Here is a 26,222-nt window from a genome sequence, read left to right as displayed (position 1 = left end):
TGGGGATGGCGGGGTGGCATCGACGCCGGTGTGGCCGTGGGGAGGCGCCGGGCAGGCGCGGGCGCACGCAGAACGACATCGGAACTGGTGCCGGCACCCGGATTCGAACTGGGGACCTACCGCTTACAAGGCGGTTGCTCTACCAACTGAGCTATGCCGGCATGGCACGCGGCGGGGCCGCGGCGGAATTCTAACCCGCAACCTGCCGTGGGTTGCAGTCGCGCGTTTCGACACGCGCAGCGCCGACCCGGGATCGCAGCGTCTCGCCGGTTCCACCTTCGGCCAGCGTCGCATCGATCCAGTAGCGCGTGAGCGTGCTGCCGAGCGGCGCGGCCTCGGCCTCGAAGCCGGCATCGCGCAGCGCCTGCGCACGGGACTGGGCAGCGGGTTCGCTGCCGAACCGGCCCAGTGCGATGCCATTGGCATCGGCGCCATCGGCGATCACGTAGTAGTCGTTGAACCCGGCCGCGAGCAGGCGCACGACCATCGCATCGGCCGCGGCACGATCGGCGCGCGGGGCCATCCAGACGCGCCAGCCGCGTGGGGTGTCGCCCACGTCGCGCGGGACGACCTGCGCGGCCACCGGCGACAGCTGTGCCAGGGCTGCGTCGCGGGTCGACGCGTCGGCGAACGGTCCGAGCGCCACGCATTGCGCCGGGTCCGCGGCGCGGGGCGTGGTCTGCGTGGCCACGGTGTCGACCGCTTCGGCAGGCGTTGGCGTCGATGGTCCGGTCGCGGGCAAGCCGGACGCCGGTGCGGGGGGGGCGGCGCGTTCCGAGGGCTCTCCGACCAGTCGCAATGTCGATGGCGCCGCAGCCGTCACCGCGGGCGCCGCATGCGGTGGACCGCGCAGGGCCCACCACACGCCCACACCGAAGTTGAGGATCACCAGCAGGACGATGGTCGCGCGCAGCAGCATGGCCTGATCCTACCCTTGCCGCGACGCAACGCCGGCACTCGCGTGATGCCAGCGCGCAAGCCCGTGCAGCACCAGATCGGCGCGCCACTGTGCGTCGGGCAGGCGGCCCAGAAGCGCCTCGCCACCGCCGCCGTGCAGCAGCAGGCGGGGGCGCGCGCCGAGCCGCGCGGTCGCTTCCGCCAGACTGCGCTCGACCAGGCCCACCGCCGCGCCCTCGCATCCCGACACCAGCGCGTCTTCGGTGTCGGTCGCGAACTCGGCGTAGGCCCCGCCACTCGGCGCGAGCTGGGCCACGCGCCGGTGGAGCGCCTCGCGCATCAGCGTCGGCGAGGGCGCGATGCGGCCCCCTAGATGCCGTCCGGCGCCGTCGACCAGATCGACGGTCAGTGCGGTGCCGACGCCGACCACCAGCGCCGGCGCGTGTTCGGCATGCGCGGAGAGCAGCGCGAGGAACCGGTCGACGCCCAGTCGCGACGGATCGGCGTAGGCGATCGTCAGCCCGTCGAGCGCAGGCAGCGTATGCGCCAGCTGCACCTGCGCACCACGGGCGGCGAGCGCGTCGAGCAGGATCATGCGCAATGCGGGCGCGGCGACGCTGGCGACGATCGCGCTGTCGATGCGTGCCGGCAGCGCGTCGAGCCAGTCGGGATCGAACCCGCTCTCCACGTGCGCGGCGCCCTGCACGATGCCCACCCGGCCGTCGCCGTCGAGCGGCGCGCACTTCAGCCGCGTGTTGCCCAGATCGAACAGCCAGGTATTCACGCGCGCGCCTCCCGTCGCACGCTGACCTCGCCTGCATGAAAGGCGCGCAGGGCGTCGTCCACGCGGACGCGCAGCGCGCCGTCGTCCTCGATGCCATCGGCGATGCCGTGCAGGGTCTCGTTGCCGGTGTGGATCGCCAACGGCGCGCCTTCGAGCGCATCGACCGCGGCGTAGCGCGCACGGAACGGCGCGAGGCCGTCGCGATCGAACAGGTCCAGCGCCCGCACCCAGGCGTCGACCACGGCCGCGGCCAGCGCATTGCGTGCAGGCGGCGCGTCCGCGCAGCAGCTGGCGAGGTCTGTCCAGGGCTGGTCGATCGCCGCCGCCTGCCCCTCCGGCATGCGTACATTGACGCCGATGCCCAGCACCGCCCGCACCGGGCCGGCATGTTCGCCGCCGCCTTCGACCAGGATGCCGCCCAGCTTGCGCAGGCCGTCTGCGTCGACGACAACCAGATCATTCGGCCACTTCAGGCGGACGGTCTCCACGCCCAACGTCCGCAGCGCCTCCACCGCGGCGACGCCGGCGACCAGGCTCAATCCGCCGAGCCGCGCGAGCCCGCCCTCGAAGCCGCGTTGCAGCGAGAGATACAGATGCGCGGCCAGCGGCGACTCCCAGCTGCGCCCACGGCGCCCGCGGCCACCGGTCTGTCGTTCCGCCAGCAATACCTCGGCGTGCGCGCCGGGCATGGGGCGGCGCAGCAGTTCGGCATTGGTCGAATCGATGCTCCAGGCGACCGTCAATGTCGACATGCGCGCACGTTCGGCCGGGGCGAGTGCATCGAGGATCGTGTCGGCATCGAGCAGCGACATCGGCTGCGCCAGCGCATAGCCGGTGCCGGGCCGGGCGATGATCGGCACGCCGGCTTCGCGCAGCAGCGAAATCCGCTTCCACACCGCGGCGCGGGTCTGGCCCGACGCCCGGGCCAGCGCATCCCCCGATACCGGCCCCTCGATCAGGCGTTGCAGCAATGCGCGTTCGGGCGGCTGCTCGGTCGCAGGCGGTGGCGTGTGCGGGGAAGGCATCGCCCGATTATCGACGAGCCCGGCGCCGGGTGTCGCCCCGTACCGCGATGCCGCGTCGCCCCGGCAGAACCTTTGCTATGCTCAGCGGGCTGTGCGTCCTGCCTCCTTCCAGGGTGATCCGATGTCCGCACGTCTGATGGTCTGCATGCTGTTGCTGGGCGCGAGCCTGCCGGTCGTCGCGCGCGATGCCGTCACGGATCCCGCGGCCGACACGCCCTGCCCGCCGACGGCGACTGCGCCGCAGGCCGAACAGGCGCTGGACACCGGCCATGCCCGGCGTGCGCCGGCTGCAGGCAGCGCGTCGAAGGTGCGCCCGGCCGCCAGCGGTGGCGGCGATTCGGAAGGCCCGGCCCGCGGTCCGCGCTGGCACAGTTTCCTGCCGGGCATGTTCCGCTGACGGATTGTCCGGGCACGTGCGTTCGCTGATCCGCCGCCTGTTCGCAGGCACGCCGCCACCCGTTTCCGATACCGACTGGTCGGCCACCGTCGACCGGCTGCCGTGGGTGCGCGCGCTTGATGCCGCCGCACAGGTGAAGCTGCGTGGCCTGGGCGCGCGGTTCCTGCACCGCAAGACGATCACACCGGTGGGCGGGCTGACGCTCGATGACCGCGCCCGTCTCGCCCTGGCCACGCTGTGCTGCCTGCCACTGCTCGAGTTCGGCGAGGAAGGCCTGCATGGCTGGTCGCAGCTGATCGTCTATCCGGACGCGTTCCGGGTGAACCGCAGTCATCTCGATGCCGCGGGCGTCCTGCACGAATGGGACGACGAACTCATCGGCGAATCCTGGGACAGCGGCCCGATGGTGCTGTCGTGGGCCGACGTGCAATCCGACATCGACGAGCCCGACGCCGGCTTCTGCGTCGCGGTGCACGAGATGGCGCACAAGATCGACGCACTCGACGGCGTGTTGGACGGCACCCCGCCGCTGCCGCGCGACTGGCAGCGCGCGTGGGCCGCGGATTTCCAACGCAGCTTCGATGCCTTCGTCGCCCGCGTGGACGCCGGCGAAACGATGCCGATCGATCCGTATGCCGCGGAAGCGCCGGAGGAATTCTTCGCCGTCTGCAGCGAATACCACTTCAGCGCGCCCGCGCTGCTGCGTGAGTTCCTGCCGGATGTCGCCGCGCATCTGGCGCGGTTCTACGGGCCCTCGCCCTTCGCGACCCGCGCCTAGAACCCCGGCGGCAGGCGTACCGAGAAGCAGGCGCCGCCGAGTTCTTCGGAGCGGCCGACGTGCAGTTCGCCGCGATAGCTGTGGACGATGTCCTGCACGATCGACAGGCCGATACCGTGCCCCTGCACGCGCTCGTCGCCGCGCACGCCCCGCTGCAGGATCGATGCGACGCGGTCGGCCGGAATGCCCGGACCGTCGTCCTCGACGACCAGCACCAGACCCGGACGCCGGTTGGGCGCGGTCTCGCCGGGACGGACCGTCAGCAGCACGCGCCCCTTCGCCCACTTGAACGCGTTCTCGAGCAGATTGCCGAGCAGTTCCTGCAGATCGCCCTGCTCGCCGTGGAAGCGCGCGCTCGGGTCGATCTCGAATTCGCAGACCGCGCCCTTGGCCGCGTAGATCTTCTCCAGCCCGCGCACGATCTGCTCGGCGCTGGGTTCGATCTCGATCGGCGCCGAGAACAGCTGGTGCCCGCTCGAAGCAGCGCGCGCGAGCTGGTAGGTCACCAGATCGTTCATGCGCTGCAGCTGGGTTTCCACTTCCTCGCGCAGTTCGGCATCGCCGCTGCCCGCATCCAGGCGCGAGCGCAGCACCGCGAGCGGCGTCTTCAGGCTGTGGGCAAGATCGGACATCGTGTTGCGCTGGCGCGTGAGGTGTTCGCGCTCGCTGTCGATCAACGCGTTGATGCTTTCGGTCAGCGGCTGCAGCTCATGCGGATGCTGCATGCCCATGCGGTCGGACAGGCCACGCTGGACGCGCACGAGCTCGTGCTCGACGCGGCGCAGCGGCCACAGGCTCCAGCGCACGATCAGCCCCTGCAGCAGCAGCAGGATCACACCCGCCACGCCGAGGTTGACCCACAGCGCGGCCCGGAAGATGCGGACCTGGCGCGGCACGATGCCGGCGTCCTCCATCACGTAGATGGTGTAGGCGAACTCCGTGTCGCTGCGGCCATCCGGCGACCAGACCAGTCCCAGACCATAGCGGTAGGCCTCGCCGGGCGTGCCGTCGCTGCGCACCATCGGCAGCGGGCCGTCGAACTTCTCCTCGCGCGCCGACAGCATCGTCGCTTCCGGCAACTGGGGGCCCGAGGCCGACGGCGACCTCCAGGAATCGCCGGACGGCAGGACGACCTCGGCATAGAGGCCACTGCCGGGCCGCAGGAAGCGGTCGTCGGGCTGCGATTCGGAAGGGTAGATGTCGCCGCTGCGCAGGAACTCGATGTCGCCCGCGTAGGCATAGACATAGTTGCGCAGGCGCTCGCGCTGGCCTTCGCTGGCGACGTCGATGAAGGCCCGGTCGAGTGCGTAGCCGGCCAGCGCCAGAAAGGCGAGCAGGCCGATACTCGCGGCCAGCAGCTGGCGCGCCCGCAGGGAGCGCGGGCGCAGGCGGGCAGTGAGTCGTCTATCGGCCATCGGTCAGATCGAACGCGGAATCCGCCGGCACTGCCGCACGGCGGGCGCCCCCGCCTCCAGCGCGGACACCCGCAGCCGGCGTCGTCCGCTCATCCCTCGCCGTTGCGGGGAATCGCGAACCGGTAGCCACGGCCGCGAACGGTCTCGATGGGCTTGAGCGTGCCTTCGGGATCGAGCTTCTTGCGCAGGCGGCCGATGAAGACCTCCAGCACGTTGGAATCGCGATCGAAGTCCTGCTGGTAGATGTGCTCGGTCAGGTCGGCCTTCGAGACCAGCTCGCCGGCATGCATCATCAGATATTCGAGGACCTTGTACTCGTAGCTGGTGAGGTCGACATTCTTGCCGTCGACGCTGACCGTCTGCGCCGCGAGGTCCAGCGTGACCGTGCCGCACTCGAGCGTCGGCTTGCTCCAGCCCGCGGCGCGGCGGACCAGCGCATTGATGCGGGCCAGCAGCTCCTCCACGTGGAACGGCTTGACCAAGTAGTCATCGGCGCCCTGCTTCAGCCCGTCGACCTTGTCCTGCCAGCTCGAGCGCGCGGTCAGGATCAACACCGGGAACTGCTTGCCTTCCTCGCGCAGGGCCTTGATCAGCTCCATGCCCGACATCTTCGGCAGGCCCAGATCGATGATGCCCACATCGAACGGCACTTCGCGTCCCATGTAGAGGCCTTCCTCGCCATCCTGGGCGGCGTCGACGGCGAAACCTTCACGCTTCAGGCGCGCGGCGAGGGTCTCACGCAGAGGGGCTTCGTCTTCGACGAGCAGAATACGCATGGGTCAACTCCGGTCTGACGGCCGGCCCGGCCGTGAATGGGGGCGAGGATGCCGGATCAATCGTCGTCGCCGCGTGCACGGGACGAGGGGCCACGCTGGGCCGGATCGTCGACGAAGATGCGCACGCGGCCGCTGTCGTCCATCACCTTGACGCGGTTGAGATCACGGCCGTCGGAGTGCATCTGCTCGATGCTCAGTACACGGCCGCGGGTACTGCGTTCGATACGCCGCACCGATTCCGTCATCGAGTCCTGCGAGCGGCGCCGCCCGCTCTCCGGCCGCTGCACGGCCGCGCGCATGTCGGCGCCCTGCGCCGCGGGTCCGCGCGATGGGGGATCCTGCGCCACCACGGCCGTCGTGGCGCTGCAGAGCAGCACGGCGATGCAGGCACACAGCGGATGACGGGACGACGGGACGGACACGGCCACTCCTGGCGGGACGGGCGATCGGGTAGACGGTCGATGGTCGGCCCGAAGCAGTGAATCCGTCCTTAACTTTTCGTTGACAAGGCTGTATCCGTTCATCTCGAACGCGATCAGGCCGGCCTTTCGGATCAATCGGGACTCGGGATTGCCGTCAGGCCGCGCGACGCGACGCTGCATCTTCCGTCGCTGCGAGCGCCTGCTCGACCAGCGTCCAGTCCGCGCCGGGCAGATGCGCGCCTTCGCTGAGCACCTGGCGGTACAGCCGGCCGCCGGGCTGTCCGTGGAACAGGCCGAGTACGTGGCGGACGATGTGCTTGAGCGCGATGCCTTCCGCCATGCGCGCCTCGACGTACGGCCGCAATGCGCGCAGCAGCTCGGCGCGCGGGCGCACTGGCGCACCCGACAGCGCGGCGTCCAGCGCATGCAGCAGGTAAGGATCGTGATAGGCGGCGCGGCCCAGCATCACGCCGTCCACGTGCGCCAGCTGCTCGAGCGCGAGCGCCTGCGTGGCGATGCCACCGTTGAGCACCACCGGCAACGTCGGCCGCTCGCGCTTGAGCCGATGCGCCCAGTCGTAGCGCAGCGGCGGGATGTCGCGGTTCTCCTTCGGCGACAGGCCGTTGAGCCAGGCATTGCGCGCATGCACGACGATCATCGCGGCGCCCGCCGCAACTGCGCCGTCGATGAAACGCGCGAAGGTCTCGTAATCGTCGTCGTCGTCCACGCCCAGCCGGCACTTCACCGTCACCGGCACGGTGCTGGCGGCCGCCATCGCCGCGACGCAGTCGGCAACCAGCGCCGGCTCGCGCATCAGGCAGGCGCCGAAACGCCCGGCCTGCACGCGGTCGGACGGGCAACCGCAGTTGAGATTGATCTCGTCGAAACCGTGATCGGCGGCGATCCGCGCGGCCTGCGCCAGGGTGTCCGGATCGCTGCCGCCGAGCTGCAGTGCAAGCGGCGCCTGTCGCGCCGTCTTCGCCAAAAGCCGCGTGCGATCGCCGTGGATCACGGCCTTGGCGTGCACCATTTCCGTGTACAGCCGCGCGCCCGGCGCCAGCAGCCGGTGGAACTCGCGGCAATGCGCGTCCGTCCAGTCCATCATCGGTGCCACCGACAGGCGCAGCGATGCCGCATACGCATCGGCGTGCGCGTCGTAGGTCGGCAACGGGAATCCGGTCATGGGTCTGCGTGGCTGGAAAACGTGGGGCGTGGGTCGCAATGGGCCTGTGGCGCCTGGACCGCCCGCCGCGACGGGGCGTCAGGATACACGCCGCCCCCTGGCGTCACTCCGTCAAGGCCGGGCCCCGGTCATCCTGTGGCGCCCAGGCGCTGCGCGCAGGAAACGGTCGATGGTGTTTCTCCAGGTGTTCGGACTGCTGCTGCTGGCATGGTCGCTGGGGGCACTCCAGCTGCTGCCTCGGACGCGCGCCGTGCACAACATCCCGCTGGCGCTGGCGGTCCTCTGGGCGCTCGGGGTGGTGGCCTGCCTCGGTCTGGGCGCATCCGGGCTGGCGCGCTTCGGCGACTGGCAGTCACTGTCGACCGGCCAAACCCTGCACCGGTTGTTCGGCGAAGGCAGTCTGGCCATGCGGCGCTCCGAATGGACGGCCCTGAACCGCGCGGCGGGCGTCTATCTCAATCTCGACGTGGTCTGGACCCTGCTCGCACTGTGCGTCGCGCAGTTCCACTCGGCGATGGTCTGGGCCGGCGTCGCCGAGCGACGGCGCCATGCGCGCGCCCTGCAGCGCCGCGGGGGCTGAGCGGCCTACTCCGCGACCGCTGCCTGGCGGGGCGCCACCGAGACCGGCACCACCTGCAGTTCCGCCTGCGCGACATCCAGCACGGGCGCGGCTTCGATCTGGCTCCCGCCGACCGGTACGGCGCCATGCGGCGTGGACTGGCTGACGATCCGCACCATCTCGGTGGAACCGTCGGGCCACACCACGCGGAACGTATTGCCCGGCGGCAGCGCCTGGAACGGCGTGGGACTCTGCGCGCGGTAGAGCGCGGCGATCTGCGCGGCCCCGAGCTGGCGCTGTTCGAGGGGCGCGGCCGTCGTGGTCCGCGCGACCTGCGTCAGGCGCCGGTAGTTGTCGCCGACCGCGTCGACGACGACGCCGGCAACCGCCACCGAATACCCGACGAACAGGGCGGCCCAGAGCCAGAAGCGGAGCTTGCGGGGGAACATGCGTTTCATGGTGTCACCATTCCGAGCAGATGTCGGGACGCGGGGGCGCCCTCGACCAGGGTCTTCTTCATTCGATCGATCTCGTCCGCACCCTGACGCGGCACCGCCGCATCGCGCACGAACGCGGAAAAGTCCTGGCGCGCCTCGCGCGCACAGATGCCACCGTTGGCGCAGTACTCGGTCATCAGCGCGCCATCGGCGCTGCAGTCCAGACCGAGATCGCAGGCGGCGAGCTGCCAGGCCAGTTCGCTGGCCTGGGTGCCCGCGACCGTGTCGGCCAGCGCCACGTCGCCGCTGGCCGCGACGCCCATCGCGGGCGACAGCGCCACGAAGGCGTCGGGATCGCGCGAGGCCTGCACGCGCTCGACGAGCCCGCGGCGGTAGTCCATGTCGTCCTGCAGCGGCGCGCCCATCGCCAGCAGCGCGGCCTCGGCGGCCAGACTGCCGGCCTCGGCCGCGTCCTGGCGCTGTTCGACCAGTTGCACGAACGTCGGGGCATCCTGTGGAACGAAGCGTCCGCAGCGCGCGCCGATGCGGTCCCGGGCCGCGCCCAGCGCGCGCGCCGCATCGAGCTGCAGCTCCGATATCAGCGCACTGTCACGCGCGAAGCCGGCCGGATCACGCGCGAAGCCGGCGCAGTACTCGTCGACCCGGCTGAGCACCCAGCGCGCGTCGGCATCGCCCGATGCGGCCAGCGGCTGCAACTGCTGGCGGAACGTGAACAGGTCGCCGGCCTGTTCGAACGCGCGCTGCAGCGGGCGCACCGCCGTCGGCGACGCGGCGGCCAGCAGCACCGGATCCGACGCTGGCGGCGCGATCGGCCCGGCCAGAGCATCGCTGGAGAGCGGCAGGTCCGTGTCGGTGATCCAGTCCGCGTCGGGATCGACCGCGACCGTGCCGGGCACGACAGGGCGCCACGTCGCCAGGGCGGCGACGAGAAGGCCCAGCAGCGCGATGGTGGCGAACACTCGGACGGACACGTCGGATCCTGCAGCACCCGGCCACCCTGATCGGCGGCCGGCCAGTGGCGTCGCGGCAGCGGCGGCACGGTTCGGAACGCGATTCTAGCGGACGAACGCCCGGCCATCGCGGGGCTGCCGGGCGCGCGGACCGGTGACCCGCCTGACTGCGACGACGCGCACATCCCACCCGGCTCCGGTGCAGGCCGCCTCCGGCACGCCGCACCGTTTGCCCCTTTACGCGCCCCCACCGGGGCACCAAGATGCCCGGCCCCTCGCGCCACCCGGACCCCCCGATGCCCTTTCTGGAACTGAGCCTGCGCTGCACCGAAGCCGAGCAGCCGCGCTACGCCCACGCCCTCGAGGACATCGGCGCGCTGGCAGTGACGATGATCGACGCCGATGCCGACACCACGGACGAGCAGGCCATCCTCGAGCCCGGCGTCGGCGAGACCCCGCTGTGGCACGCGATCGTGCTGACGGCGCTGTTCGAAGACGACACCGACGCGCTGCTCGTGCTGTCCGCGCTCGAGGCGTTCGACGCCGGGCTCGACTGGAGCCGCGCGAGCTTCCGCAAGGTCGAGGACCAGGACTGGGAACGCGCGTGGATGGACCAGTACGCGCCCCTGCAGTTCGGCGCCCGCACCTGGATCGTGCCGTGGAACGCCGAGCTGCCCGAGGCCGCCGGCGACGATGCCGTCGTGATCCGGCTCGATCCGGGCCTGGCCTTCGGTTCCGGCACGCATCCCACCACGTCACTGTGCCTGCAGTGGCTGGATGCGCTGTCGGCCGAGGGCGTGCTCGCCGATGCGCAGGTCCTGGATTACGGCTGCGGCAGCGGCATCCTGGCGCTGGCCGCGCTCAAGCTCGGTGCCGCGCGCGCAGTGGGTATCGACAACGATCCGCAGGCACTGATCGCCTCGCGCGACAACGCCGACCGCAACGACGTCGGCGCCGCGCTCGACGTGTTCCTGCCGGCCGAGGCGCCGCAGGGCGCCTATCCCGTGGTCGTCGCCAACATCCTCGCCACCGCGCTCGACGCGCTGGCCGAAACGCTGGCCGAGCGGGTCGCACTCGGTGGACGCATCGCGCTGTCGGGCATCCTCGACGGGCAGGAGGAAGACCTGCTGCGGCGTTACCGGCCGTGGTTCGAACAGCTGGCGGTCACCCGCGAAGGCGACTGGGTGCGCATCGACGGCGTCCGCAAGCCGGCCTGACCCGCCGCTTCCAGGCGCGCAGCGGCATGATTCAATAGCCGCATGTTCATCAACTGCAAGCACTGCGGCTCGCTGGTCGCCACCGACCCCGCGACCGACCAGCCGCCGGAACGCTGCCCGCGCTGCCGGGGCGTGCTGCGCAGTGCCGCGCCGCAGGTGTCAGTGGCCTCGCTGCTGAAGGCCCCGACGCAGGTTGCGGATCGCGAGGCGCCGGAGCGCGCGCCGCCGCCCGCCGCTGCAGCCCTCGCGCCCGTTCCACCCGCGCTCGACGCCGTGGACGAATCCGCCGCATCCCGGCCCGAACCGCCCCCACAGGTCGTCGCAACGGACCCGGGTGTTGCGACGCCCGTCCCCGCCGATGCCATCGCGCCGGTCGAGACCGATGCAGGTGCCGGCGACGCGACGCACTCGACATCCATCGAGGCGCCGACCGCCGCAGTCACGCCTGTCGCCGCGCCTGCACCGCCGTCCGCTCCGGCACGCACCTCGCCGAGCTTCGTACGCCGCGGCGCGACCGCCCCGACGGATCCGCATGCGCGCCGTCAGCATCGCCTGCTGGTCGGCGCCGCCGTCGCGCTGACGCTGCTGCTGGGCCTGCAGGTGCTGCTCGCCGACCGTGCACGGCTCGCGCGCGATCCCGGCTGGCGGCCGGCGCTCGCGGGCCTGTGCAGCGTGCTGCGCTGCAGCCTGCCGCCGTGGCACGAACCGACGGCGCTCACGGTGCTGGCACGCGATGTGCGCCCTGACGATGCGCGTCCGGGCGAGCTCGTCGCCACGGCGACGTTCCGCAACGAGGCACGCTGGGCGCAGGCCTGGCCCGCGCTGCGGCTGACACTGTCCGACATCGACGGACGCGCGGTCGGCACGCGCGTGTTCACGCCGCAGGAGTATCTGGACGTCGCGACGTATCCGCCGACGCTGGCCGCCGGCGACAGTGCGCAGGCCCGCCTGCAACTCGTGGAACCGGACACGCGCGCGGTGTCGTTCGCCTTCGATTTTCTCTGAGCACGCGCTGGCAGGTGCCCGGGGGCCGCGCTAGACTGCGCAGCCGTTCCGCCGTCCGCACGTGCCGTCGCCTTCGACCCGACGTTGCCACAGCGACGCCGCATTGCCGAGAGTCGACTTGAACGCAGACCGCACCGACAGCAGCACGCGCGAAGCACCGCGCACGCCCCTGCGCGAACACGTCGCGACGTCGATCCAGCGCTACCTCGGCGATCTCAACGGCAACGACACCGACAACCTCTACGAGGTCGCCTTGCGCGAACTCGAGATTCCGCTGTTCGTCGAGGTACTGAACTTCTGCGACGGCAACCAGAGCCGCGCCGCGGCGATGCTGGGCATCCATCGCGCCACGCTGCGCAAGAAACTGCGCGAGTACGCGCTGGTCTGAGAACCGGCGCAAGGCCCGGCGCGAGCAGTCGTATCGTCGGCGGCCGCGAGCGGCCATCCTGCGGGCCAGCGACACGCGCTCTCAGGCGCTGTCCTGTGGCAATGCCTTCGAGCACCGCGCGCGCCAGTCGGCACGCGCAGCAGGGCATCGACCGGTGCGGAGCCGCCGGCGCACCGCCGTTATAATTCGCGGCTCCCTCGCCCGCAGTCGATTCCCATGACCGTTTCCGTTCCGTCCGGCGCGCCCACCGCGATCCGCCGCGCCCTGCTGTCCGTCTCCGACAAGACCGGCCTGCTCGATCTGGCCCGCGCCCTGTCGGCGCGCGGCGTCGAACTGCTGTCGACTGGCGGCACCGCGAAGGCGATCCGCGAAGCGGGGCTGCCGGTGCGCGACGTCAGTGACGTGACCGGCTTCCCCGAGATCATGGACGGCCGGGTCAAGACCCTGCATCCGAAGGTGCACGGCGGCCTGCTCGGTCGCCGCGGCACCGACGATGCGGTGATGGCCGAACACGGCATCGATGCGATCGATCTGCTGGTGCTCAATCTCTATCCGTTCGAGCGCGTGGCCTACGCAGCGGACGCGAAGTTCGACGACATCATCGAGAACATCGACATCGGCGGCCCGGCGATGCTGCGCGCGGCGGCGAAGAACTTCGCCCATGTCGCGGTCGCCACCGATCCGGCGCAGTACGACGCGCTGCTGGCCGAACTCGAGGCCAACGACGGCGCCGTGTCGGCGCAGACGCGCTTCGCGCTGTCGGTCGCGGCGTTCAACCGCGTCGCGCAGTACGACGCGCGCATCAGCGACGTGCTGTCGTCGATCACCGAGCCGTCGGACGACGGCGCCGCGCAGCGCGCGCCGTTCGGCGGCCAGAGCAACGGCTCCTTCGTCAAGGTCATGGACCTGCGTTACGGCGAGAACCCGCACCAGCAGGCGGCGTTCTATCGCGATCTGTATCCGGTGCCCGGCACGCTGGCGACGTTCGAGCAGCTGCAGGGCAAGGCGCTCTCGTACAACAACATCGCCGACGCCGATGCCGCGTGGGAATGCGTGCGCCAGTTCGATGCGCCAGCCTGCGTGATCGTCAAGCATGCCAACCCCTGCGGCGTGGCCGTCGGCGCGGCCTGCGGCGATGCCTACGAGCTCGCCTACGCGACCGATCCGACGTCCGCGTTCGGCGGCATCATCGCCTTCAACCGCACACTGGACGCGGCGACGGCGAAGGTGATCCTCGATCGCCAGTTCGTGGAGGTGCTGATCGCGCCCGACTACGACGACGACGCGCTCGACTACGCCACCAAGAAGGCCAACGTGCGCGTGCTGCGCATTCCGCACGGCGAGGGACGCAACAACGTCGACGTCAAGCGCGTGGGATCGGGACTGCTGATGCAGACCGCCGACATCCGCGAAGTCACTGCCGACGAACTGAAGGTCGTGACGACGCTGGCGCCGACCGATGCGCAGCTGCGCGACCTGTTGTTCGCCTGGCAGGTGGCGAAGTTCGTGAAGTCCAACGCGATCGTCTACGCGAAGGACCACCGGACGATCGGCGTCGGTGCCGGCCAGATGAGCCGTGTGTATTCGGCGCGTATCGCCGGCATCAAGGCAGTGGATGCGGGCCTGGTCGTGCCGGGCTCGGTGATGGCGTCCGATGCGTTCTTCCCGTTCCGCGACGGCATCGACGCCGCGGCGGAAGCCGGCATCCGGGCGGTGATCCAGCCGGGCGGCTCGATGCGCGACGCCGAGGTGATCGCGGCGGCCGACGCACACGGCATCGCGATGGTGTTCACCGGCGTGCGCCACTTCCGCCACTGATCGACGCGCATCGCGCATGCACGTCGGCGTGAATGGTGCGCGCCAACGCCGCTGCTAGAGTCCGGCGCATCTTCTTCGCAGGATGCGCCGATGCCGTGGTCCCGTTCGACGCTGTCGCGCGCGCCCCTCACCGCCTGTCTGCTGCTGGCACTCGGCGCCTGCGGCGAGCCACCGGCGCCCGCGGGTGCCACGGAGATGCCGGCGCCGGCACTCGATGCGTCGACGCCGCGCGCCGCCGAGGTCCCGGGCGGCGCCGCGCCACCGCCCACCGGACTCGACGGCGCTGCGGTCCGTGCGTTTCTCGTGCGCCAGTACGGCGATCTCGCACAGCTGTCGGGCGACTGGCCCGGCGCGCCGCTGGTCGAGTGGCTCGGCCATGAGACCGCGTTGCGCGAGGTCTGTGCACGCGAGGCCGTCGGCACGCCGGACGCCCCGGCCGAACTGCTCGCCGTCTGCGGCGTTCCCGACGATGCCGGGCATGCGACCACCGCGCGCCTCGATTTCTTCCGGTTGCAGGCGGACGCCGGGGCGGATGTCGTCAATGCGACCGCACGTGCGCACATGGAAGGCTTCGGCAGCACCGGCGACATCGCCGATCTCGACGTGCGTCGCCTGGGCCCGCGCCTGTACGGATTCGTCGTCGAGGACGGTTTCACCGCGCAGGGCATCACGATCACCAACACCAGTCTCGTGCTGCCCGACGGCGACGGCTTCAAGGTGGCCGGCTCGCTGCGCAGCAGTCTCGACAATCTCGGCGCGATGGCGGGCTGCGCCGAGCGCGACGACTGCGCGCAGGACGCCGCCTACGATCTGACCTTCGATCTGGCGCTCGACGCGCGCGACGCCGATGCAGTGGCATGGCCGCTGCGCGTCCGCGAACGGGGCGATGCCTGCGGGCGCCGCGTCGAGCGTACGCATCTGGTGCCGTTCGATGTGGCGCGCCATGCGTGGACCGTGCCCGAGGCCCTGCAACGCGACGGGTGCGACTGACTACGGAACCGCCGCCGCGGGCTGCGGTGCCTCGCGCAGCGGTGCTGCGCGCACTTGCGTCACTGGGGATCTCCCCACGTCGTGGCTACTTCGGCGCGGCCACCGGTGCCACCGTCTTGCGCGCCGTCCAGATGGTGCGGTCGATCGTGTCGCCCAGCTCGGGGAAATCGTCCGCGTCGAGTCGCGGCGACTTCTCGCCGGCGCGGATCTTGCGGTCGTAATCGCGGGTCAGCTTGATCGCGACGCCCGACAGCAGGACGATGGCGATCAGATTGACCATGGCCATCAGCCCCATGGCCGCATCGGCGGTATTCCAGACCAGATCGAGCTTGGCGAACGCGCCCCAGGCCACCATCGCCAGGCAGCCCAGCCGCAGCATCAGGATGCCGATCCGGCCACCGCGCAGGAACACGACCGCACTTTCGGCGTAGGCGTAGTTGCCCAGGATCGAGGTCAACGCGAAGAACGACAGCGCCACCGCGATGAACACCGGCCCCCAGCCGCCGAAATGCACCGCCATGGCCTGCTGGGTGAGCACCACCCCGTCCCCGCCTGCGGTCTCGAGCGCGCCCGACAGCAGGATCATCAACGCCGTCGCCGTGCAGATCACCAGTGTGTCGACGAACACGCCGAACGCCTGCACCAGGCCCTGGCTGGCCGGGTGATGCGGCGCCGGCGTGGCCGAGGCGGCGATGTTCGGCGCGCTGCCCATGCCGGCCTCGTTGGAGAACAGACCGCGCTTGACGCCATTGAGCAGCGCGACCGCGAGTCCACCGAGCACGCCGCCCGCAGCCTGGTCGAGGCCGAACGCACTGCGCACGATCAGCGCCAGCATCGCCGGCACCTCGGTGAGGTTGCTGACGATCACCCAGGCCGCCAGCGCCAGATACGCCAGCGCCATTGCCGGGACGATCACCTCCGACAGTTTCGCCACCCGGCGCAGTCCACCGAAGATCACCGGCGCCGCGAGCGCGACCAGCACGGCGGCGGTCCAGGCCGCCGGGATGCCCCAGGCGCCGCGCACCGCTTCGGAGATTGAATTCGCCTGCACCGCGCTGAACACCAGGCCGAAGGCGAGGATCAGGCACACCGAGAAGATCGCGCCCAGCCAGGGCTTGCGCAGACCGTGGGCCATGTAGAGCGCAGGCCCGCCGCGGTACTGGCCTTCGTTATCGCGGCGCTTGTAGAGCTGCGCCAGCGTGCTTTCGACATACGCCGTCGCCATGCCGAGGCACGCGACCAGCCACATCCAGAAGATCGCGCCGGCGCCCCCGACGGTCAGCGCGATCGCCACGCCCACCAGGTTGCCGGTGCCCACGCGCGAGGCCAGGCTGGTGCACAGCGACTGCAGCGGCGAGATGCCCGCGTTGTCGTCGCCGGTGCCGCGCACGAGGCCGGAGATCATCTTGGGAAACCGCCGGAACTGGATGAAGCCCAGGCGCGCACTGAACCAGAGACCGACCAGGGGCAGCACGCCGACCAGCAGATAGTTCCACAGCACGCCATTGATGCCGCCGACGATAGGCGAGAGGGTGTGCTCGATCAGCTGGACCAGATCCATCGGCGGGCGGGTTCCGTAGCGGGCGAAGCGATCGAGCCTAGCACCCGTGCCCGCGACGTCGGGTCGACGCCGGGCGGATACCGCCGGGGGCCTGCGCGGCCAACCACGGCGCGACGCCGTAAACTGGCGCCCCCTTTGCATCCGGTCAGCTGCGCATGAAGAAGGTCCTCGTCATCGGTTCCGGCGGTCGCGAGCACGCGCTGGCGTGGAAGCTCGCGCAGTCGCCGCAGGTCGGCGAAGTGCTGGTCGCGCCGGGCAATGCCGGTACGGCGCACGAGGCCGGTTGCCGCAACGTCGACGTGTCGGCGACGGATCTCGATGCCCTGCTCGCGCTGGCGCAATCGGAAGGCGTCGATGTGACCGTCGTCGGCCCCGAGGCGCCGCTGGTCGCCGGTATCGTCGACCGGTTCCGCGACGCGGGTCTGCGCATCTTCGGGCCCACCGCGGCCGCCGCGCAGCTCGAAGGCAGCAAGGCCTTCGCCAAGGACTTCCTCGCACGCCACGGTATTCCGACCGCAGGCTATTCGGTCTTCACCGATGCCGACACCGCCATCGAGTACGTACGCCAGCACGGCGCGCCCACCGTCATCAAGGCCGATGGCCTCGCCGCGGGCAAGGGCGTGATCGTGGCGATGTCGCTGGACGACGCCGAAGCCGCGATCACCGACATGCTCTCGGACAACGCCTTCGGCGCGGCGGGTGCGCGCGTGGTGATCGAGGAATTCCTCGAAGGCGAGGAAGCGAGCTTCATCTCGATCGTCGATGGCGCGACCGCGTTGCCGATGGCGACCAGCCAGGACCACAAGCGCGTCGGCGATGGCGACACCGGCCCCAATACCGGCGGCATGGGTGCGTACTCGCCCGCACCGGTGGTGACGCCGGACGTGCATGCGCGCGTGATGCGCGAGGTCGTCGAGCCGACGGTGCGCGGCATGATCGAAGACGGCGTGCCGTTCACCGGCTTTCTCTATGCGGGCCTGATGATCGACGCGCAGGGCGCGCCGAAGGTCATCGAGTTCAACGTGCGTTTCGGCGATCCGGAAACCCAGCCGGTGATGCTGCGCCTGCAGTCGGACCTGCTGGATCTGGTCGAGGCCGCGATCGACGGCCGGCTCGATGGCGTCGAGGCGCAGTGGGATCCGCGGCCGTCGCTGGGCGTGGTGATGGCCGCCGAGCACTACCCGGACACGCCGCGCACCGGCGACGTCATCAACACCTGGGACACGCCGCCGCTGGCCGATACCAAGGTGTTCCATGCCGGCACGAAGCTCGACGCACACGGCCAGGCCATGACCGCCGGCGGGCGCGTGCTGTGCGTGGCGGCGCTGGGCGACACCGTCGCCGATGCGCAGTCGCGCGCCTATGGCGAAGTCGCCGGCATCTCGTGGCCGGGGGAATTCCACCGCCACGACATCGGCTGGCGCGCGATCGCGCGCGAACGCGGCGACGCCTGATTCCCTCTCTTCCGCCAAGGCCTCGACCATGATCCCAGGCAACGCCCAGCTCAGCATGACCGTGCTGATGACGCCGGACATGGCGAACTTCTCCGGCAACGTGCATGGCGGCACGCTGCTGAAATATCTCGACGAAGTGGCCTACGCCTGCGCCAGCCGCTACGCCGGCCGCTACGTGGTCACGCTGTCGGTCGACCAGGTGACGTTCCGCGAGCCGATCCACGTCGGCGAGCTGGTGACTTTCCTCGCATCGGTGAACTACACCGGCCGCACGTCCATGGAAGTGGGCATCAAGGTCATCACCGAGGACATCCGCAACCGCGCGGTGCGCCACACCAACAGCTGCTTCTTCACGATGGTGGCGATGGACGAAGCCGGCCGCTCGACACCGGTGCCGCCGCGCGAACCGCAGACGGCCGAAGAGCACCGCCGGTACGAGCAGGGCCGCCAGCGCCGCGAGATCCGCCAGGAACTCGAGCAGCGCTACCGCGCGGTGCGCGAGACGTATCCCGGCACCACCGACTGATCGCGTAGTGCCATGCGGCTTTGCTAGGCTCCGCGCATCCGTCGAGGAGCCTGCATGGCCGGCCAGTCCCAGTTCGCACTGCTGAAGCAGCGCCGCTTCCTGCCCTACTTCACCGTCCAGGCCCTGGGCGCGTTCAACGACAACGTCTACCGGCAGTCGATCATCGCGCTGCTGTTCTTCCTCGGCGTGAGCGGCACCGAACGCACGCTCTACACCAACCTCGCGCCGGCGCTCTTCATCCTGCCCTACTTTCTGTTCTCGGCCATCGCCGGACAGATCGCGGAGAAGATGGAGAAGCAGAAGCTCATCGTCGTCACGACGACGATGGAGATCGTGATCATGTCAGTCGCGGCCGCGGGCTTCCTGCTCGAGAGCATGCCGGTGCTGCTGGTCGCGCTGTTCCTGACCGGCCTGCAGTCCACGCTGTTCGGCCCGGTGAAGTATTCGATCCTGCCGTCGGTGCTGCGCCCGGAGGAACTCACCGGCGGCAACGGCCTGGTCGAGATGGGCACGTCGATCGCGATCCTCGCCGGCATGATCTACGGCGGGCTGGTGTTCAAGATCGCCGGCAGCTTTGGTCCCGAGGCGGCGGCGCTGTCGGTGGTCACGCTGGCGGTGGCGGGCAACGTGGTCGCGCGGCTGATCCCGAAGGTCGACGCGGGCGCGCCCGAGCTGAAGGTCAACTGGAATCCGGTTCCCGAATCGCGCGCGATCATGCGCCTGGCCAAGCGCCAGCTGGCGGTGCGCAATGCCATCCTCGGCGTCTCATGGTTCTGGTTCGTCGGCACGGTGCTGACCGCGCAATTGCCCACCTACGCCGAACTGCACCTGGGCGGCGTGGCCAACGACACCGCGCTCTACATCTTCGCGCTGGCGCTGTTCTCTGTCGGCGTCGGCGTGGGCTCGCTGCTGTGCGAGAAGCTGTCGGGCCGCTCGGTGGAGATCGGCCTGGTGCCGGTCGGCGCGATCGGCATCACCGCGTTCCTGCTGGATCTGTATTTCGCACGGCCCGGCGCACCACCGGCGACCGGCCTGACGATCGCGCAGTTCCTCGGCGACGGAGCCGGCTGGCGCATCGTCATCGACCTGACCGGCATCGGCATGTTCACCGGGTTCTTCGTCGTGCCGCTGTTCGCGCTGATCCAGAGCCGCACGCCGAAGTCGGAGCTCTCGCGCGTGATCGCCGGGCTCAACATCCAGAACTCGCTCTTCATCGTCACCGCCGCGATCCTCGGCGTGCTGTTGCAGATGGACGGCTTCACGTTCGGCGGCGTGCGCGTGCCGCTGCCGGGGCTGAGCATTCCGCAGGTGTTCCTGACACTGGCGATCGCCAACGGCCTCGTCGCCCTGTGGATCTTCACCATCGTGCCCGAGTTCCTGATGCGCTTCGTCAGCATGCTGCTGGTGCGGGTGCTCTACCGGCTGCGAACGCGCGACGTCGAAGCCTCGGTGCCGGCCGATGGCGCGGCCCTGATCGTCTGCAACCACGTCAGCTACATGGACGCGCTGCTGCTGTCGGCGGCGATTCCGCGGCCGGTGCGCTTCGTCATGTACTACCGCATCTTCCAGGTGCCGGGCATGCACTGGATCTTCCGCAATGCGAAGGCGATTCCGATCGCCGGCGCCCGCGAGGATCCGGCGCTGATGCAGCGCGCGTTCGACGCCGTGGATGCGGCCCTGGCCGACGGCGAGCTGGTCGGCATCTTCCCCGAGGGCAAGCTGACCCGCGATGGCGAGATCGCCGCGTTCAAGTCGGGCGTCGAGCGCATCCTCGAACGCGCCGCCGCGCGCGGCCAGCGCGTGCCGGTGGTGCCGATGGCGCTGCGCGGCATGTGGTCGAGCATGTGGAGCCATCGCGACTCGCGCCTGGGCCGGATGCGTGTGCCACGCCGCGCGCGGGCGCACGTCGATGTCGTCGCCGGACCGCGGATCGAAGACAGTGCGGCGATCGATGCCGGCACCCTCGAAGCGCAGGTCCGGGCATTGCGCGGCGACGCCGCCTGAGGTGCGCGACTTCGCCGAATGCCGCGGGTGTGGCGCTACAGTAAGGCGGCCCCGTCCGCGGACGGCGGTCGCCGACAGTTCCCATCCGCCGCATCACTAAGGAGTTTTTTCGATGAGTTCGATTCCGCCGCCGCCTCCGGGCAGCTACGGCACGCCGGAGGCGCCGATGCCCGGCACCCCGATCGCGCCGGGCACCGTCCCCAACCATCTCGCCTGGTCCATCGTGGTGACCGTGCTGTCGCTGTGCCTGTGCTGCATCGTCGGCACGATTCCGGGCATCGTCGCCATCGTGTTCTCGGCCAAGGTCAACACGCTGCTCGGCCAGGGCGATCTGCCCGGCGCCCAGCGCGCATCGAATACCGCCAAGGTGTGGTGCTGGGTCACGACCGGCCTGTGCGTGATCGGTCTGCTGTGGACGATCTACTCGTTCACCCTCGGCGGCGGCATGGCGCAGTGGCAGATGATCATGGATCAGATCGAGGCCGGCGGCTGATGTCACTGGCCGGCAGCCACGCGCCACGTCGCATCCGTGCCTCGACCGTCGCCCTCGCGGGCGGCGGCGTGGCACTGGCGGCGACCGGCGCGTGGCTGCTGCGCACCTTCGATCCGAACGTGCCCGGCAATCCGTTTCCGCCGTGCATGTTCTACAGCGCCACCGGCTGGCATTGCCCGGCCTGTGGCCTGACCCGTTGCCTGCACGCGTTGGCGCACGGCGACCTGCCGCGTGCGTTCTCGATGAACCCCTTGCTGTTCGCGCTGCTCGCGCTCGCGCCGCTCTTCGCCAGCTGGCACCTCGGCTGGCGGCCGCCGTGGCTGCAGCGGCTGGCCGGTGTTGCCGCAGACTGGAAACCCTGGGTCGCGCTGGTGCTGGTCTACTGGATCGCGCGCAACCTGCCGTGGTTTCCGTTCACCCTGCTCGCGCCGGGCTGATCAGAACACTCAGCCGGTCGTGCCGCCGGTCTGCCGCGCGTACCAGTGCGCGATCAGCCAGCGCGAGATCGACGACTTCGGCGACAGCTTCAGTTCCGGATGCGCATCGCGCAGCGCGGCGCCGATCGTGTCGACGTCGAACCAGCGCGCGTCTTCCAGCTCGTCGGTGACCTGCGGCGCATCGGGCGCGGCGTCGGCGATGAAGCCGAGCATCAGCGAGGCCGGGAACGGCCACGGCTGCGAGGCGAGATAGCGGCAGCCGGTCACGCGCACGGCGCTCTCCTCGAACACTTCGCGCACCACGGTCTGCTCGAGCGTCTCGCCCGGCTCGACGAAGCCGGCCAGCGTCGAGTACCGCCCCGCCGGCCACGCCGCCTGGCGTCCCAGCAGCAGACGCGACCCATCGGTCACCGCGACGATCACCGCCGGATCGGTGCGCGGGTAGTGCTCGATGCCGCACCCGGTGCAGCGCCCGAGCCAACCGGCACGCGCGTATTCGAGCGGTGCGCCGCAGCCGCCACAGAAGCGGTGGCGGTCACGCCAATGCAGGACCGCGCGCGCCTGCGCAAATGCGGTGGCCTCACGGACCGGCCACTGTGCGGCGGCGGTGCGCAGGTCGATCGTCGCGGGCACGGCCAGCGTGGCGGGCGCGTCGATGGCGGGCAAGGCGAACCAGGCCTGCGCATCCTGCAGCCCGAGAAAGACCGCCGACGAGGGGCGCGCGCCGACCACGGTGCCGTCGAGCGCGGGCGGCATGCCGTGCGCGTCGACGTGGGCCTCGCCCCTGGCGTCGAGCACCAGCACGCGGGCCGCCGGCCACAGGCGCGCGAGCGCGTGGGAATCGGTTCGGAGATGTTCTGCGCGGTCGAGCGGCGCGTCGACGAAACTGAAGTCCATCGCCGGATTATCGCCCCGCGCGGTGCGCTGCGTCGTCAGGCGGTCGGCGCAGTCAGACGTTGAAGCTGCTGCCGCAGCCGCAGGTCGACTTGGCATTGGGATTGCGGATGGTGAACTGCGCACCGTGCAGGCTTTCGACGTAATCGACCGAAGCGCCCATCAGGTACTGCAAGCTCAGCGGATCAACCACCAGGGTCACGTCGTCGGTCACCACGGCCAGATCGTCGTCGGCGCGCTGCTCGTCGAACTCAAAGCCGTACTGGAAGCCCGAACAGCCACCGCCCTGGATGTACACGCGCAGATTGAGCGCGGCATTGCCTTCGCCTTCGATCAGCTCGCGCACCTTGGCGGCCGCAGCCGGCGTGAAATCCAGTGGGCGATCGAGCGACTGGTAGCCGGGACCTTCGATGGTGAGCACGTCATTCATGGCAGACAGGATGGGGCTGCGTGCCCCCCGCTTCAAGCGCCGGGCGCGGAACGTGGCGTCACGTCGGCCCAGCTGAACGAGCGCTCGACCGCGCTGCCGCGCTCGGGTTCCAGGCGGACCAGCACCCGCAGCGGCTGGAAGCCGTCCGGCAGCACGATGTCGCCTTCGACCTGCTGGAAGTACTTGAACGAATACGCCACGCGGGCGGCATCGTCGCGCTGGCGCAACTGGTCCCAGTCCAGGGTCTCCAGCCGTCCGTCGCGCGTGCCCTCGATCGACAGACGCATGGTCCCCACGCTGGCCGCCTCGCGGCTCAGGCTCTGGGTCAGGGTGGCGGTGTAGTGCCACCCCTGGTCGGTGCGCGACTGCATCCGCAGCTCGTGCACGGTCAGGCCCTTGCGCTGCTCGGTCGCGCCGACGAAACGCTCGTAGAACGCGACATCGGCGCGGAGCGCGGCGATCTCTTCGTCGCGCTCCGCCAGCGTGCCCTGCAGCTCGCGGTTCGCATCGCGACTGATTTGGTCGGAGCGGGTCAGCGTGGACACCTGTTGCTGCAGGCGTTCCAGTTCGTCCTGCTGGGTGGCGAGCTGGCGCTGCGGATTGTCGGAGCCCGGCGCGAAAGCCTGCCACGCGCCCCAGAGACCGAACAGCAACGAGAGTGCGACGACGACCGCGAGGGCGATGACGATGCGCGGGCCGCGCGCACGGCGACTGGCCGTGGCGGGCTTGGCGGCTGGAGGCGGGGTGTCGTTCATCGCCACGGTATAGCCAGCGTCATCGCGCCGCGTCAAGGCGAAGCCGGTCCTATACTCGCCGGCGTTGTGCACCCGTTGTCGTTCGCCCCGGAGCGTCGCGATGTCAGAGGCCCACCTGTTCGCCGCCGGCGTGCTGCTCGCCTGGCTGGCGGGTGTCCGCGCCTACCTCACCGTATTCGGCGTCGGCCTGGCCGGCCTGTTCGGCTGGCTGGAGCTGCCACCGGCGCTCGACGCCGCCGCGTCGCCCTGGGTGCTGGGCGTGTCGGGCGTGCTGGCGCTGGTGGAATTCTTCGCCGACAAGATTCCGGGCGTCGATTCGGGCTGGGATCTGCTGCAGACCCTGGCCCGTGTGCCGGCAGGGGCGTTTCTCGCAGCCGCGACGCTGTCGCCCGACGGTGAGCTGGGCGCCGGCATGCTCGCCACCGGCGCCGGCGTGGCCTTCGCCAGCCACGCGCTCAAGGCCGGTGGCCGCCTGCTGCTCAACGCGTCGCCCGAACCGGTCAGCAACGTCGCGGCGTCCACGACCGAGGACGTCGTCACCCTCGGTGCGCTGTCGCTGGCCCTGGTGTCGCCGTGGCTGGCGCTGGCCCTGGTGGCCGCGTTCGCGCTGCAGTGCGCCGTGGCGATCTGGTGGCTGTGGCGACGCCTGTCACGCCGCGCGCCACGGCCCGCGCGCGGGTGACCCGACACGGTTCGCATACCGCGCGGGCCCGCGTCTGCGGACGCGATTCAAGGGGGGCCGGTTAAAGTTGCCTGATCCCCCACATCGCGTCACAGTGCCGCTCCTATGTCCGATGCCGACAGCAAGCAACGCGCCGAGTTTCCCCCGTCCGCCTACTGGCGGCGCTGGGTCGCCGACGCCGGTCAACCCACCCTGCCCGGGGATCCCGCTGCGGATGCCGCGGGTGAGACTCCCGCGCCATCAGTCGCGCAGACGGGCGACGCGGCCGAAACACCGCAGCGCGTACTGATCGTCGAGGACGATCCCAGCCAGGCGCTGTTCGCCGAGAGCGTGCTCAACGGTGCGGGGCTGCAGGCGCGGGTCGTATCGGTCGCTTCGGAATTCATGGCGTCGCTGGGCGAGTTCCAGCCCGATCTGGTGCTGATGGATCTGCACATGCCCGGCATGGACGGCTCCGAACTGACGGCGCAGCTGCGTGGCCAGGCGGCGTTCTCGCATATCCCGGTCGTCTTCCTGACCGGCGACGCCGATCCGGAACGGCAGTTCGAAGCGCTCGAAGTCGGCGCGGACGATTTCCTGACCAAGCCGGTCCGCCCGCGGCACCTCATCGCCGCGGTGCAGAACCGCATCCGCCGCGCCCGCGCGCTCCAGCAGATGCCCGACCCCGGACGCAATGCGCTGACCGGCCTCAACAGCCGCCTGCAGTTGCTGCAGCATCTGGCCGAGGCCATCCCGGCCGCGCCGCGCGGCGCGCTCGGCTTCGTCGAGATCGAGGGCATCACGGCGTTGCGCGACCGCTACGGCTACGCCGGCCTGGAAACCATCCTGACCGACGCCGGCCGTCATCTGCGTGCACTGGTGGGTGACGCATCCGCGACGCGGCTCAACGACAACACGTTCCTGGTGTTCGCGCCGGACGTGGCGCGCATCGATCTCGATGCGTGGGCGCGCAGCCTGCGGGACGGCATCGGCAGCCACCCGTTTCCGCTCGCCGACCAGACGATCCGTCTGCGTGCCCTCGTCGGCTACGCCGACCTCGTCCATGGCTATGACGAGCCCGGCAACGCACTCGCCGCCGCCGAGCAGGCCTTGCGCGAATCCCGCGGCACGCCGATCGGCATCGCCGTCCACATCCCCGCGCCCCGCATCGCGCCGGGCGAACCCCAGGGCGGCCTGGCCGACGATCTGCGCGATGCCCTCGCCGAGCAGCGCATCGAACTCGCCTTCCAGCCGATCGTGGCGGTCGCCGGCGGCGACGAGGCCCAGTACCAGACGCTGCTCCGCCTGCGGGGCCGCGACGGCGAGCTGCATTCGGCGGCGCGCGTGCTGCCGGCCGCCGAGGTCGCCGGCCTGCTGCTCGAGATCGACCGTCGCGTCGTCGAACTGGCGATCGCGACCCTCATCGAGCGCCAGCGCGTCGGCAGCACGATGCGGCTGTTCGTGTCGCAGTCCTCGCGCAGCCTGATCCAGGGCGGGTACGCCGACTGGCTGCTGGCGCAGATCGAACTGTCCGGTGTGCCGGGCGCGTCACTGGTCATAGACGTGCGCCAGGACGATGCGCTGATCCACGCATTGTCGCTGCAGGACTTCTGCGCGCGCATGGTGCCGGCCGGGGTGCAGCTGTGCCTGGGCCAGTACAGCGCGAGCGAAGAGGCCGATGCCCTGCTCGCGCAGCTGCCGCTTGGCTTCGTGCGACTGGCTGCGCGTTATTCGCGGCAGCTCGACGAGCCGCGCGTCCGTGACGAAATGCGGATCGCGGTGGAACACGCGCACCGGCTCGGCTTGCAGGTGATCGGCCAGCAGGTCGAAGACCCGCAGGCCGCGGCGACGCTCTGGATGAGCGGCATCGACTTCATCCAGGGCAATCTCGTCCAGCGCGTGGCCAACGTCCTCGACTTCGACTTCCACCACTCCGTCCTCTAGG

28 protein-coding genes and 1 tRNA gene are annotated in these 26,222 nt (G+C 70.5%); 15 read left to right on the top strand and 14 right to left on the bottom strand.

The window, feature by feature from the left end; genetic code table 11:
- Positions 1–85: 85 nt before the first annotated feature.
- The 4 genes from CURTO8I2_RS00250 to birA all read right to left on the bottom strand — a co-directional run bounded on the left by CURTO8I2_RS00250 (position 86) and on the right by birA (position 2,706).
- Positions 86–161, bottom strand: a tRNA-Thr gene (locus CURTO8I2_RS00250).
- Positions 162–190: 29 nt separating this feature from the next.
- Positions 191–919, bottom strand: coding sequence for an SPOR domain-containing protein (locus CURTO8I2_RS00245; protein WP_159677680.1), 729 nt, complete (start codon positions 917–919; stop codon positions 191–193).
- Positions 920–928: 9 nt separating this feature from the next.
- Positions 929–1,681 carry a type III pantothenate kinase gene (locus CURTO8I2_RS00240; protein ID WP_159677678.1) on the bottom strand — a complete coding sequence of 251 codons (753 nt, stop codon included), beginning with the start codon at positions 1,679–1,681 and terminating at the stop codon, positions 929–931.
- A complete protein-coding gene (birA, locus tag CURTO8I2_RS00235) occupies positions 1,678–2,706 on the bottom strand; it encodes a bifunctional biotin--[acetyl-CoA-carboxylase] ligase/biotin operon repressor BirA (RefSeq protein WP_159677677.1) in 1,029 nt (342 codons plus the stop codon). The genes CURTO8I2_RS00240 and birA overlap by 4 nt, the downstream gene beginning before the upstream one ends.
- A 121-nt stretch (positions 2,707–2,827) precedes the next feature.
- Here birA and CURTO8I2_RS15375 point away from each other — a divergent pair, with 121 nt between their 5' ends.
- Together CURTO8I2_RS15375 and CURTO8I2_RS00230 are read left to right on the top strand one after the other, a co-directional pair.
- Positions 2,828–3,103, top strand: a complete 276-nt coding sequence (locus CURTO8I2_RS15375) for a hypothetical protein (protein ID WP_236550953.1) — start codon at positions 2,828–2,830, stop codon at positions 3,101–3,103.
- A gap of 97 nt (positions 3,104–3,200) precedes the next feature.
- Positions 3,201–3,881, top strand: a complete 681-nt coding sequence (locus tag CURTO8I2_RS00230; RefSeq protein ID WP_236551104.1) for a M90 family metallopeptidase — start codon at positions 3,201–3,203, stop codon at positions 3,879–3,881.
- On the opposite strand, the gene CURTO8I2_RS00225 is transcribed toward CURTO8I2_RS00230, so the two are convergent.
- The 4 genes from CURTO8I2_RS00225 to dusA all read right to left on the bottom strand — a co-directional run bounded on the left by CURTO8I2_RS00225 (position 3,878) and on the right by dusA (position 7,677).
- The gene (locus tag CURTO8I2_RS00225; RefSeq protein ID WP_159677673.1) at positions 3,878–5,296 is read right to left on the bottom strand and encodes an ATP-binding protein; all 1,419 of its coding nucleotides are present in this window, start codon (positions 5,294–5,296) and stop codon (positions 3,878–3,880) included. The two genes, CURTO8I2_RS00230 and CURTO8I2_RS00225, sit on opposite strands and share 4 nt — an antisense overlap.
- Positions 5,297–5,385: 89 nt before the next feature.
- Positions 5,386–6,072, bottom strand: coding sequence for a response regulator transcription factor (locus CURTO8I2_RS00220; RefSeq protein ID WP_055246303.1), 687 nt, complete (start codon positions 6,070–6,072; stop codon positions 5,386–5,388).
- A gap of 56 nt (positions 6,073–6,128) precedes the next feature.
- Positions 6,129–6,674: a hypothetical protein gene (locus tag CURTO8I2_RS15370; RefSeq protein ID WP_236550952.1), complete on the bottom strand. Its 546-nt coding sequence runs from the start codon at positions 6,672–6,674 to the stop codon at positions 6,129–6,131.
- Entirely contained in the window at positions 6,649–7,677 is a 1,029-nt protein-coding gene (dusA, locus tag CURTO8I2_RS00210; RefSeq protein ID WP_159677672.1) for a tRNA dihydrouridine(20/20a) synthase DusA, read from the bottom strand. The genes CURTO8I2_RS15370 and dusA overlap by 26 nt, the downstream gene beginning before the upstream one ends.
- A 169-nt stretch (positions 7,678–7,846) precedes the next feature.
- Between dusA and CURTO8I2_RS00205 the strand changes: the two genes are divergently transcribed.
- Positions 7,847–8,257 (top strand): hypothetical protein, encoded by a 411-nt coding sequence (locus CURTO8I2_RS00205; RefSeq protein ID WP_159677670.1) that lies wholly within the window; start codon positions 7,847–7,849, stop codon positions 8,255–8,257.
- A gap of 5 nt (positions 8,258–8,262) precedes the next feature.
- Here the strand turns inward: CURTO8I2_RS00205 and CURTO8I2_RS00200 are convergent, their stop codons facing one another.
- The gene (locus CURTO8I2_RS00200; protein ID WP_236550951.1) at positions 8,263–8,694 is read right to left on the bottom strand and encodes a hypothetical protein; all 432 of its coding nucleotides are present in this window, start codon (positions 8,692–8,694) and stop codon (positions 8,263–8,265) included.
- Positions 8,691–9,665, bottom strand: coding sequence for a hypothetical protein (locus tag CURTO8I2_RS00195; RefSeq protein WP_201295449.1), 975 nt, complete (start codon positions 9,663–9,665; stop codon positions 8,691–8,693). Before CURTO8I2_RS00195 ends, CURTO8I2_RS00200 begins: the two co-directional genes overlap by 4 nt.
- Before the next feature lie 275 nt (positions 9,666–9,940).
- Here CURTO8I2_RS00195 and prmA point away from each other — a divergent pair, with 275 nt between their 5' ends.
- The 5 genes from prmA (at position 9,941) to CURTO8I2_RS00170 (ending at position 15,062) form a co-directional block, all read left to right on the top strand.
- Positions 9,941–10,861, top strand: coding sequence for a 50S ribosomal protein L11 methyltransferase (gene prmA / locus CURTO8I2_RS00190; RefSeq protein ID WP_159677669.1), 921 nt, complete (start codon positions 9,941–9,943; stop codon positions 10,859–10,861).
- A 42-nt stretch (positions 10,862–10,903) separates the two neighbouring features.
- On the top strand, positions 10,904–11,866 hold the full coding sequence (locus CURTO8I2_RS00185) for a DUF3426 domain-containing protein (RefSeq protein ID WP_159677667.1): 963 nt from the start codon (positions 10,904–10,906) through the stop codon (positions 11,864–11,866).
- Between the two features lie 118 nt (positions 11,867–11,984).
- The gene (fis, locus tag CURTO8I2_RS00180; protein WP_159677666.1) at positions 11,985–12,254 is read left to right on the top strand and encodes a DNA-binding transcriptional regulator Fis; all 270 of its coding nucleotides are present in this window, start codon (positions 11,985–11,987) and stop codon (positions 12,252–12,254) included.
- A 216-nt stretch (positions 12,255–12,470) separates the two neighbouring features.
- Positions 12,471–14,072, top strand: coding sequence for a bifunctional phosphoribosylaminoimidazolecarboxamide formyltransferase/IMP cyclohydrolase (purH, locus tag CURTO8I2_RS00175; RefSeq protein ID WP_159677664.1), 1,602 nt, complete (start codon positions 12,471–12,473; stop codon positions 14,070–14,072).
- Positions 14,073–14,162: 90 nt separating this feature from the next.
- The gene (locus tag CURTO8I2_RS00170; protein ID WP_159677662.1) at positions 14,163–15,062 is read left to right on the top strand and encodes a hypothetical protein; all 900 of its coding nucleotides are present in this window, start codon (positions 14,163–14,165) and stop codon (positions 15,060–15,062) included.
- A gap of 85 nt (positions 15,063–15,147) precedes the next feature.
- Here CURTO8I2_RS00170 and CURTO8I2_RS00165 read toward each other — a convergent pair whose 3' ends face one another.
- The gene (locus CURTO8I2_RS00165) at positions 15,148–16,623 is read right to left on the bottom strand and encodes an alanine/glycine:cation symporter family protein (RefSeq protein ID WP_159677661.1); all 1,476 of its coding nucleotides are present in this window, start codon (positions 16,621–16,623) and stop codon (positions 15,148–15,150) included.
- A gap of 155 nt (positions 16,624–16,778) precedes the next feature.
- Between CURTO8I2_RS00165 and purD the strand changes: the two genes are divergently transcribed.
- From purD to CURTO8I2_RS00140, 5 genes are all read left to right on the top strand, one after another.
- The gene (purD, locus tag CURTO8I2_RS00160; protein ID WP_159677659.1) at positions 16,779–18,077 is read left to right on the top strand and encodes a phosphoribosylamine--glycine ligase; all 1,299 of its coding nucleotides are present in this window, start codon (positions 16,779–16,781) and stop codon (positions 18,075–18,077) included.
- A gap of 28 nt (positions 18,078–18,105) precedes the next feature.
- Complete coding sequence (locus tag CURTO8I2_RS00155; RefSeq protein ID WP_159677658.1) at positions 18,106–18,603, top strand: acyl-CoA thioesterase; 498 nt, start codon at positions 18,106–18,108, stop codon at positions 18,601–18,603.
- Between the two features lie 54 nt (positions 18,604–18,657).
- The gene (locus CURTO8I2_RS00150; RefSeq protein ID WP_159677656.1) at positions 18,658–20,607 is read left to right on the top strand and encodes an MFS transporter; all 1,950 of its coding nucleotides are present in this window, start codon (positions 18,658–18,660) and stop codon (positions 20,605–20,607) included.
- Positions 20,608–20,773: 166 nt separating this feature from the next.
- Positions 20,774–21,100, top strand: coding sequence for a CD225/dispanin family protein (locus CURTO8I2_RS00145; RefSeq protein ID WP_236551103.1), 327 nt, complete (start codon positions 20,774–20,776; stop codon positions 21,098–21,100).
- Positions 21,100–21,537 (top strand): DUF2752 domain-containing protein, encoded by a 438-nt coding sequence (locus CURTO8I2_RS00140; RefSeq protein WP_159677653.1) that lies wholly within the window; start codon positions 21,100–21,102, stop codon positions 21,535–21,537. The genes CURTO8I2_RS00145 and CURTO8I2_RS00140 overlap by 1 nt, the downstream gene beginning before the upstream one ends.
- 9 nt (positions 21,538–21,546) lie before the next feature.
- Here CURTO8I2_RS00140 and nudC read toward each other — a convergent pair whose 3' ends face one another.
- The 3 genes from nudC to CURTO8I2_RS00125 are packed head-to-tail and all read right to left on the bottom strand — an operon-like array spanning position 21,547 to position 23,616.
- Positions 21,547–22,434: an NAD(+) diphosphatase gene (gene nudC, locus CURTO8I2_RS00135; protein WP_159677651.1), complete on the bottom strand. Its 888-nt coding sequence runs from the start codon at positions 22,432–22,434 to the stop codon at positions 21,547–21,549.
- 52 nt (positions 22,435–22,486) lie between these two features.
- Positions 22,487–22,861 (bottom strand): iron-sulfur cluster insertion protein ErpA, encoded by a 375-nt coding sequence (erpA, locus tag CURTO8I2_RS00130; RefSeq protein WP_159677650.1) that lies wholly within the window; start codon positions 22,859–22,861, stop codon positions 22,487–22,489.
- A 32-nt stretch (positions 22,862–22,893) separates the two neighbouring features.
- A complete protein-coding gene (locus tag CURTO8I2_RS00125; RefSeq protein WP_159677648.1) occupies positions 22,894–23,616 on the bottom strand; it encodes a DUF6776 family protein in 723 nt (240 codons plus the stop codon).
- A 100-nt stretch (positions 23,617–23,716) separates the two neighbouring features.
- On the opposite strand from CURTO8I2_RS00125, the gene CURTO8I2_RS00120 reads away from it, so the two are divergent.
- A complete protein-coding gene (locus tag CURTO8I2_RS00120; protein WP_159677647.1) occupies positions 23,717–24,298 on the top strand; it encodes a DUF4126 domain-containing protein in 582 nt (193 codons plus the stop codon).
- Positions 24,299–24,403: 105 nt separating this feature from the next.
- Positions 24,404–26,221 (top strand): EAL domain-containing response regulator, encoded by a 1,818-nt coding sequence (locus tag CURTO8I2_RS00115; protein WP_159677645.1) that lies wholly within the window; start codon positions 24,404–24,406, stop codon positions 26,219–26,221.
- Position 26,222: the final 1 nt, after the last annotated feature.

The organism is Luteimonas sp. 9C, assembly GCF_902506295.1.
GTDB lineage: Bacteria > Pseudomonadota > Gammaproteobacteria > Xanthomonadales > Xanthomonadaceae > Luteimonas.
The sequence above is the reverse complement of the archived record's forward strand: the minus strand, read 5'-3'. Positions and strand labels throughout refer to the sequence as shown.

Excerpts from the sequence above, each read along its gene's own strand:
- CURTO8I2_RS00245 (WP_159677680.1), bottom strand. The coding sequence starts at position 919 with ATGCTGCTGCGCGCGACCATCGTCCTGCTGGTGATCCTCAACTTCGGT.
- birA (WP_159677677.1), bottom strand. The coding sequence starts at position 2,706 with ATGCCTTCCCCGCACACGCCACCGCCTGCGACCGAGCAGCCGCCCGAA.
- CURTO8I2_RS15375 (WP_236550953.1), top strand. The coding sequence starts at position 2,828 with ATGTCCGCACGTCTGATGGTCTGCATGCTGTTGCTGGGCGCGAGCCTG.
- CURTO8I2_RS00225 (WP_159677673.1), bottom strand. The coding sequence starts at position 5,296 with ATGGCCGATAGACGACTCACTGCCCGCCTGCGCCCGCGCTCCCTGCGG.
- CURTO8I2_RS00220 (WP_055246303.1), bottom strand. The coding sequence starts at position 6,072 with ATGCGTATTCTGCTCGTCGAAGACGAAGCCCCTCTGCGTGAGACCCTC.
- CURTO8I2_RS15370 (WP_236550952.1), bottom strand. The coding sequence starts at position 6,674 with ATGCAGCGTCGCGTCGCGCGGCCTGACGGCAATCCCGAGTCCCGATTG.
- dusA (WP_159677672.1), bottom strand. The coding sequence starts at position 7,677 with ATGACCGGATTCCCGTTGCCGACCTACGACGCGCACGCCGATGCGTAT.
- CURTO8I2_RS00205 (WP_159677670.1), top strand. The coding sequence starts at position 7,847 with ATGGTGTTTCTCCAGGTGTTCGGACTGCTGCTGCTGGCATGGTCGCTG.
- CURTO8I2_RS00200 (WP_236550951.1), bottom strand. The coding sequence starts at position 8,694 with ATGAAACGCATGTTCCCCCGCAAGCTCCGCTTCTGGCTCTGGGCCGCC.
- prmA (WP_159677669.1), top strand. The coding sequence starts at position 9,941 with ATGCCCTTTCTGGAACTGAGCCTGCGCTGCACCGAAGCCGAGCAGCCG.
- CURTO8I2_RS00185 (WP_159677667.1), top strand. The coding sequence starts at position 10,904 with ATGTTCATCAACTGCAAGCACTGCGGCTCGCTGGTCGCCACCGACCCC.
- purH (WP_159677664.1), top strand. The coding sequence starts at position 12,471 with ATGACCGTTTCCGTTCCGTCCGGCGCGCCCACCGCGATCCGCCGCGCC.
- CURTO8I2_RS00170 (WP_159677662.1), top strand. The coding sequence starts at position 14,163 with ATGCCGTGGTCCCGTTCGACGCTGTCGCGCGCGCCCCTCACCGCCTGT.
- CURTO8I2_RS00165 (WP_159677661.1), bottom strand. The coding sequence starts at position 16,623 with ATGGATCTGGTCCAGCTGATCGAGCACACCCTCTCGCCTATCGTCGGC.
- purD (WP_159677659.1), top strand. The coding sequence starts at position 16,779 with ATGAAGAAGGTCCTCGTCATCGGTTCCGGCGGTCGCGAGCACGCGCTG.
- CURTO8I2_RS00155 (WP_159677658.1), top strand. The coding sequence starts at position 18,106 with ATGATCCCAGGCAACGCCCAGCTCAGCATGACCGTGCTGATGACGCCG.
- CURTO8I2_RS00150 (WP_159677656.1), top strand. The coding sequence starts at position 18,658 with ATGGCCGGCCAGTCCCAGTTCGCACTGCTGAAGCAGCGCCGCTTCCTG.
- CURTO8I2_RS00145 (WP_236551103.1), top strand. The coding sequence starts at position 20,774 with ATGCCCGGCACCCCGATCGCGCCGGGCACCGTCCCCAACCATCTCGCC.
- CURTO8I2_RS00140 (WP_159677653.1), top strand. The coding sequence starts at position 21,100 with ATGTCACTGGCCGGCAGCCACGCGCCACGTCGCATCCGTGCCTCGACC.
- nudC (WP_159677651.1), bottom strand. The coding sequence starts at position 22,434 with ATGGACTTCAGTTTCGTCGACGCGCCGCTCGACCGCGCAGAACATCTC.
- erpA (WP_159677650.1), bottom strand. The coding sequence starts at position 22,861 with ATGAATGACGTGCTCACCATCGAAGGTCCCGGCTACCAGTCGCTCGAT.
- CURTO8I2_RS00125 (WP_159677648.1), bottom strand. The coding sequence starts at position 23,616 with ATGAACGACACCCCGCCTCCAGCCGCCAAGCCCGCCACGGCCAGTCGC.
- CURTO8I2_RS00120 (WP_159677647.1), top strand. The coding sequence starts at position 23,717 with ATGTCAGAGGCCCACCTGTTCGCCGCCGGCGTGCTGCTCGCCTGGCTG.
- CURTO8I2_RS00115 (WP_159677645.1), top strand. The coding sequence starts at position 24,404 with ATGTCCGATGCCGACAGCAAGCAACGCGCCGAGTTTCCCCCGTCCGCC.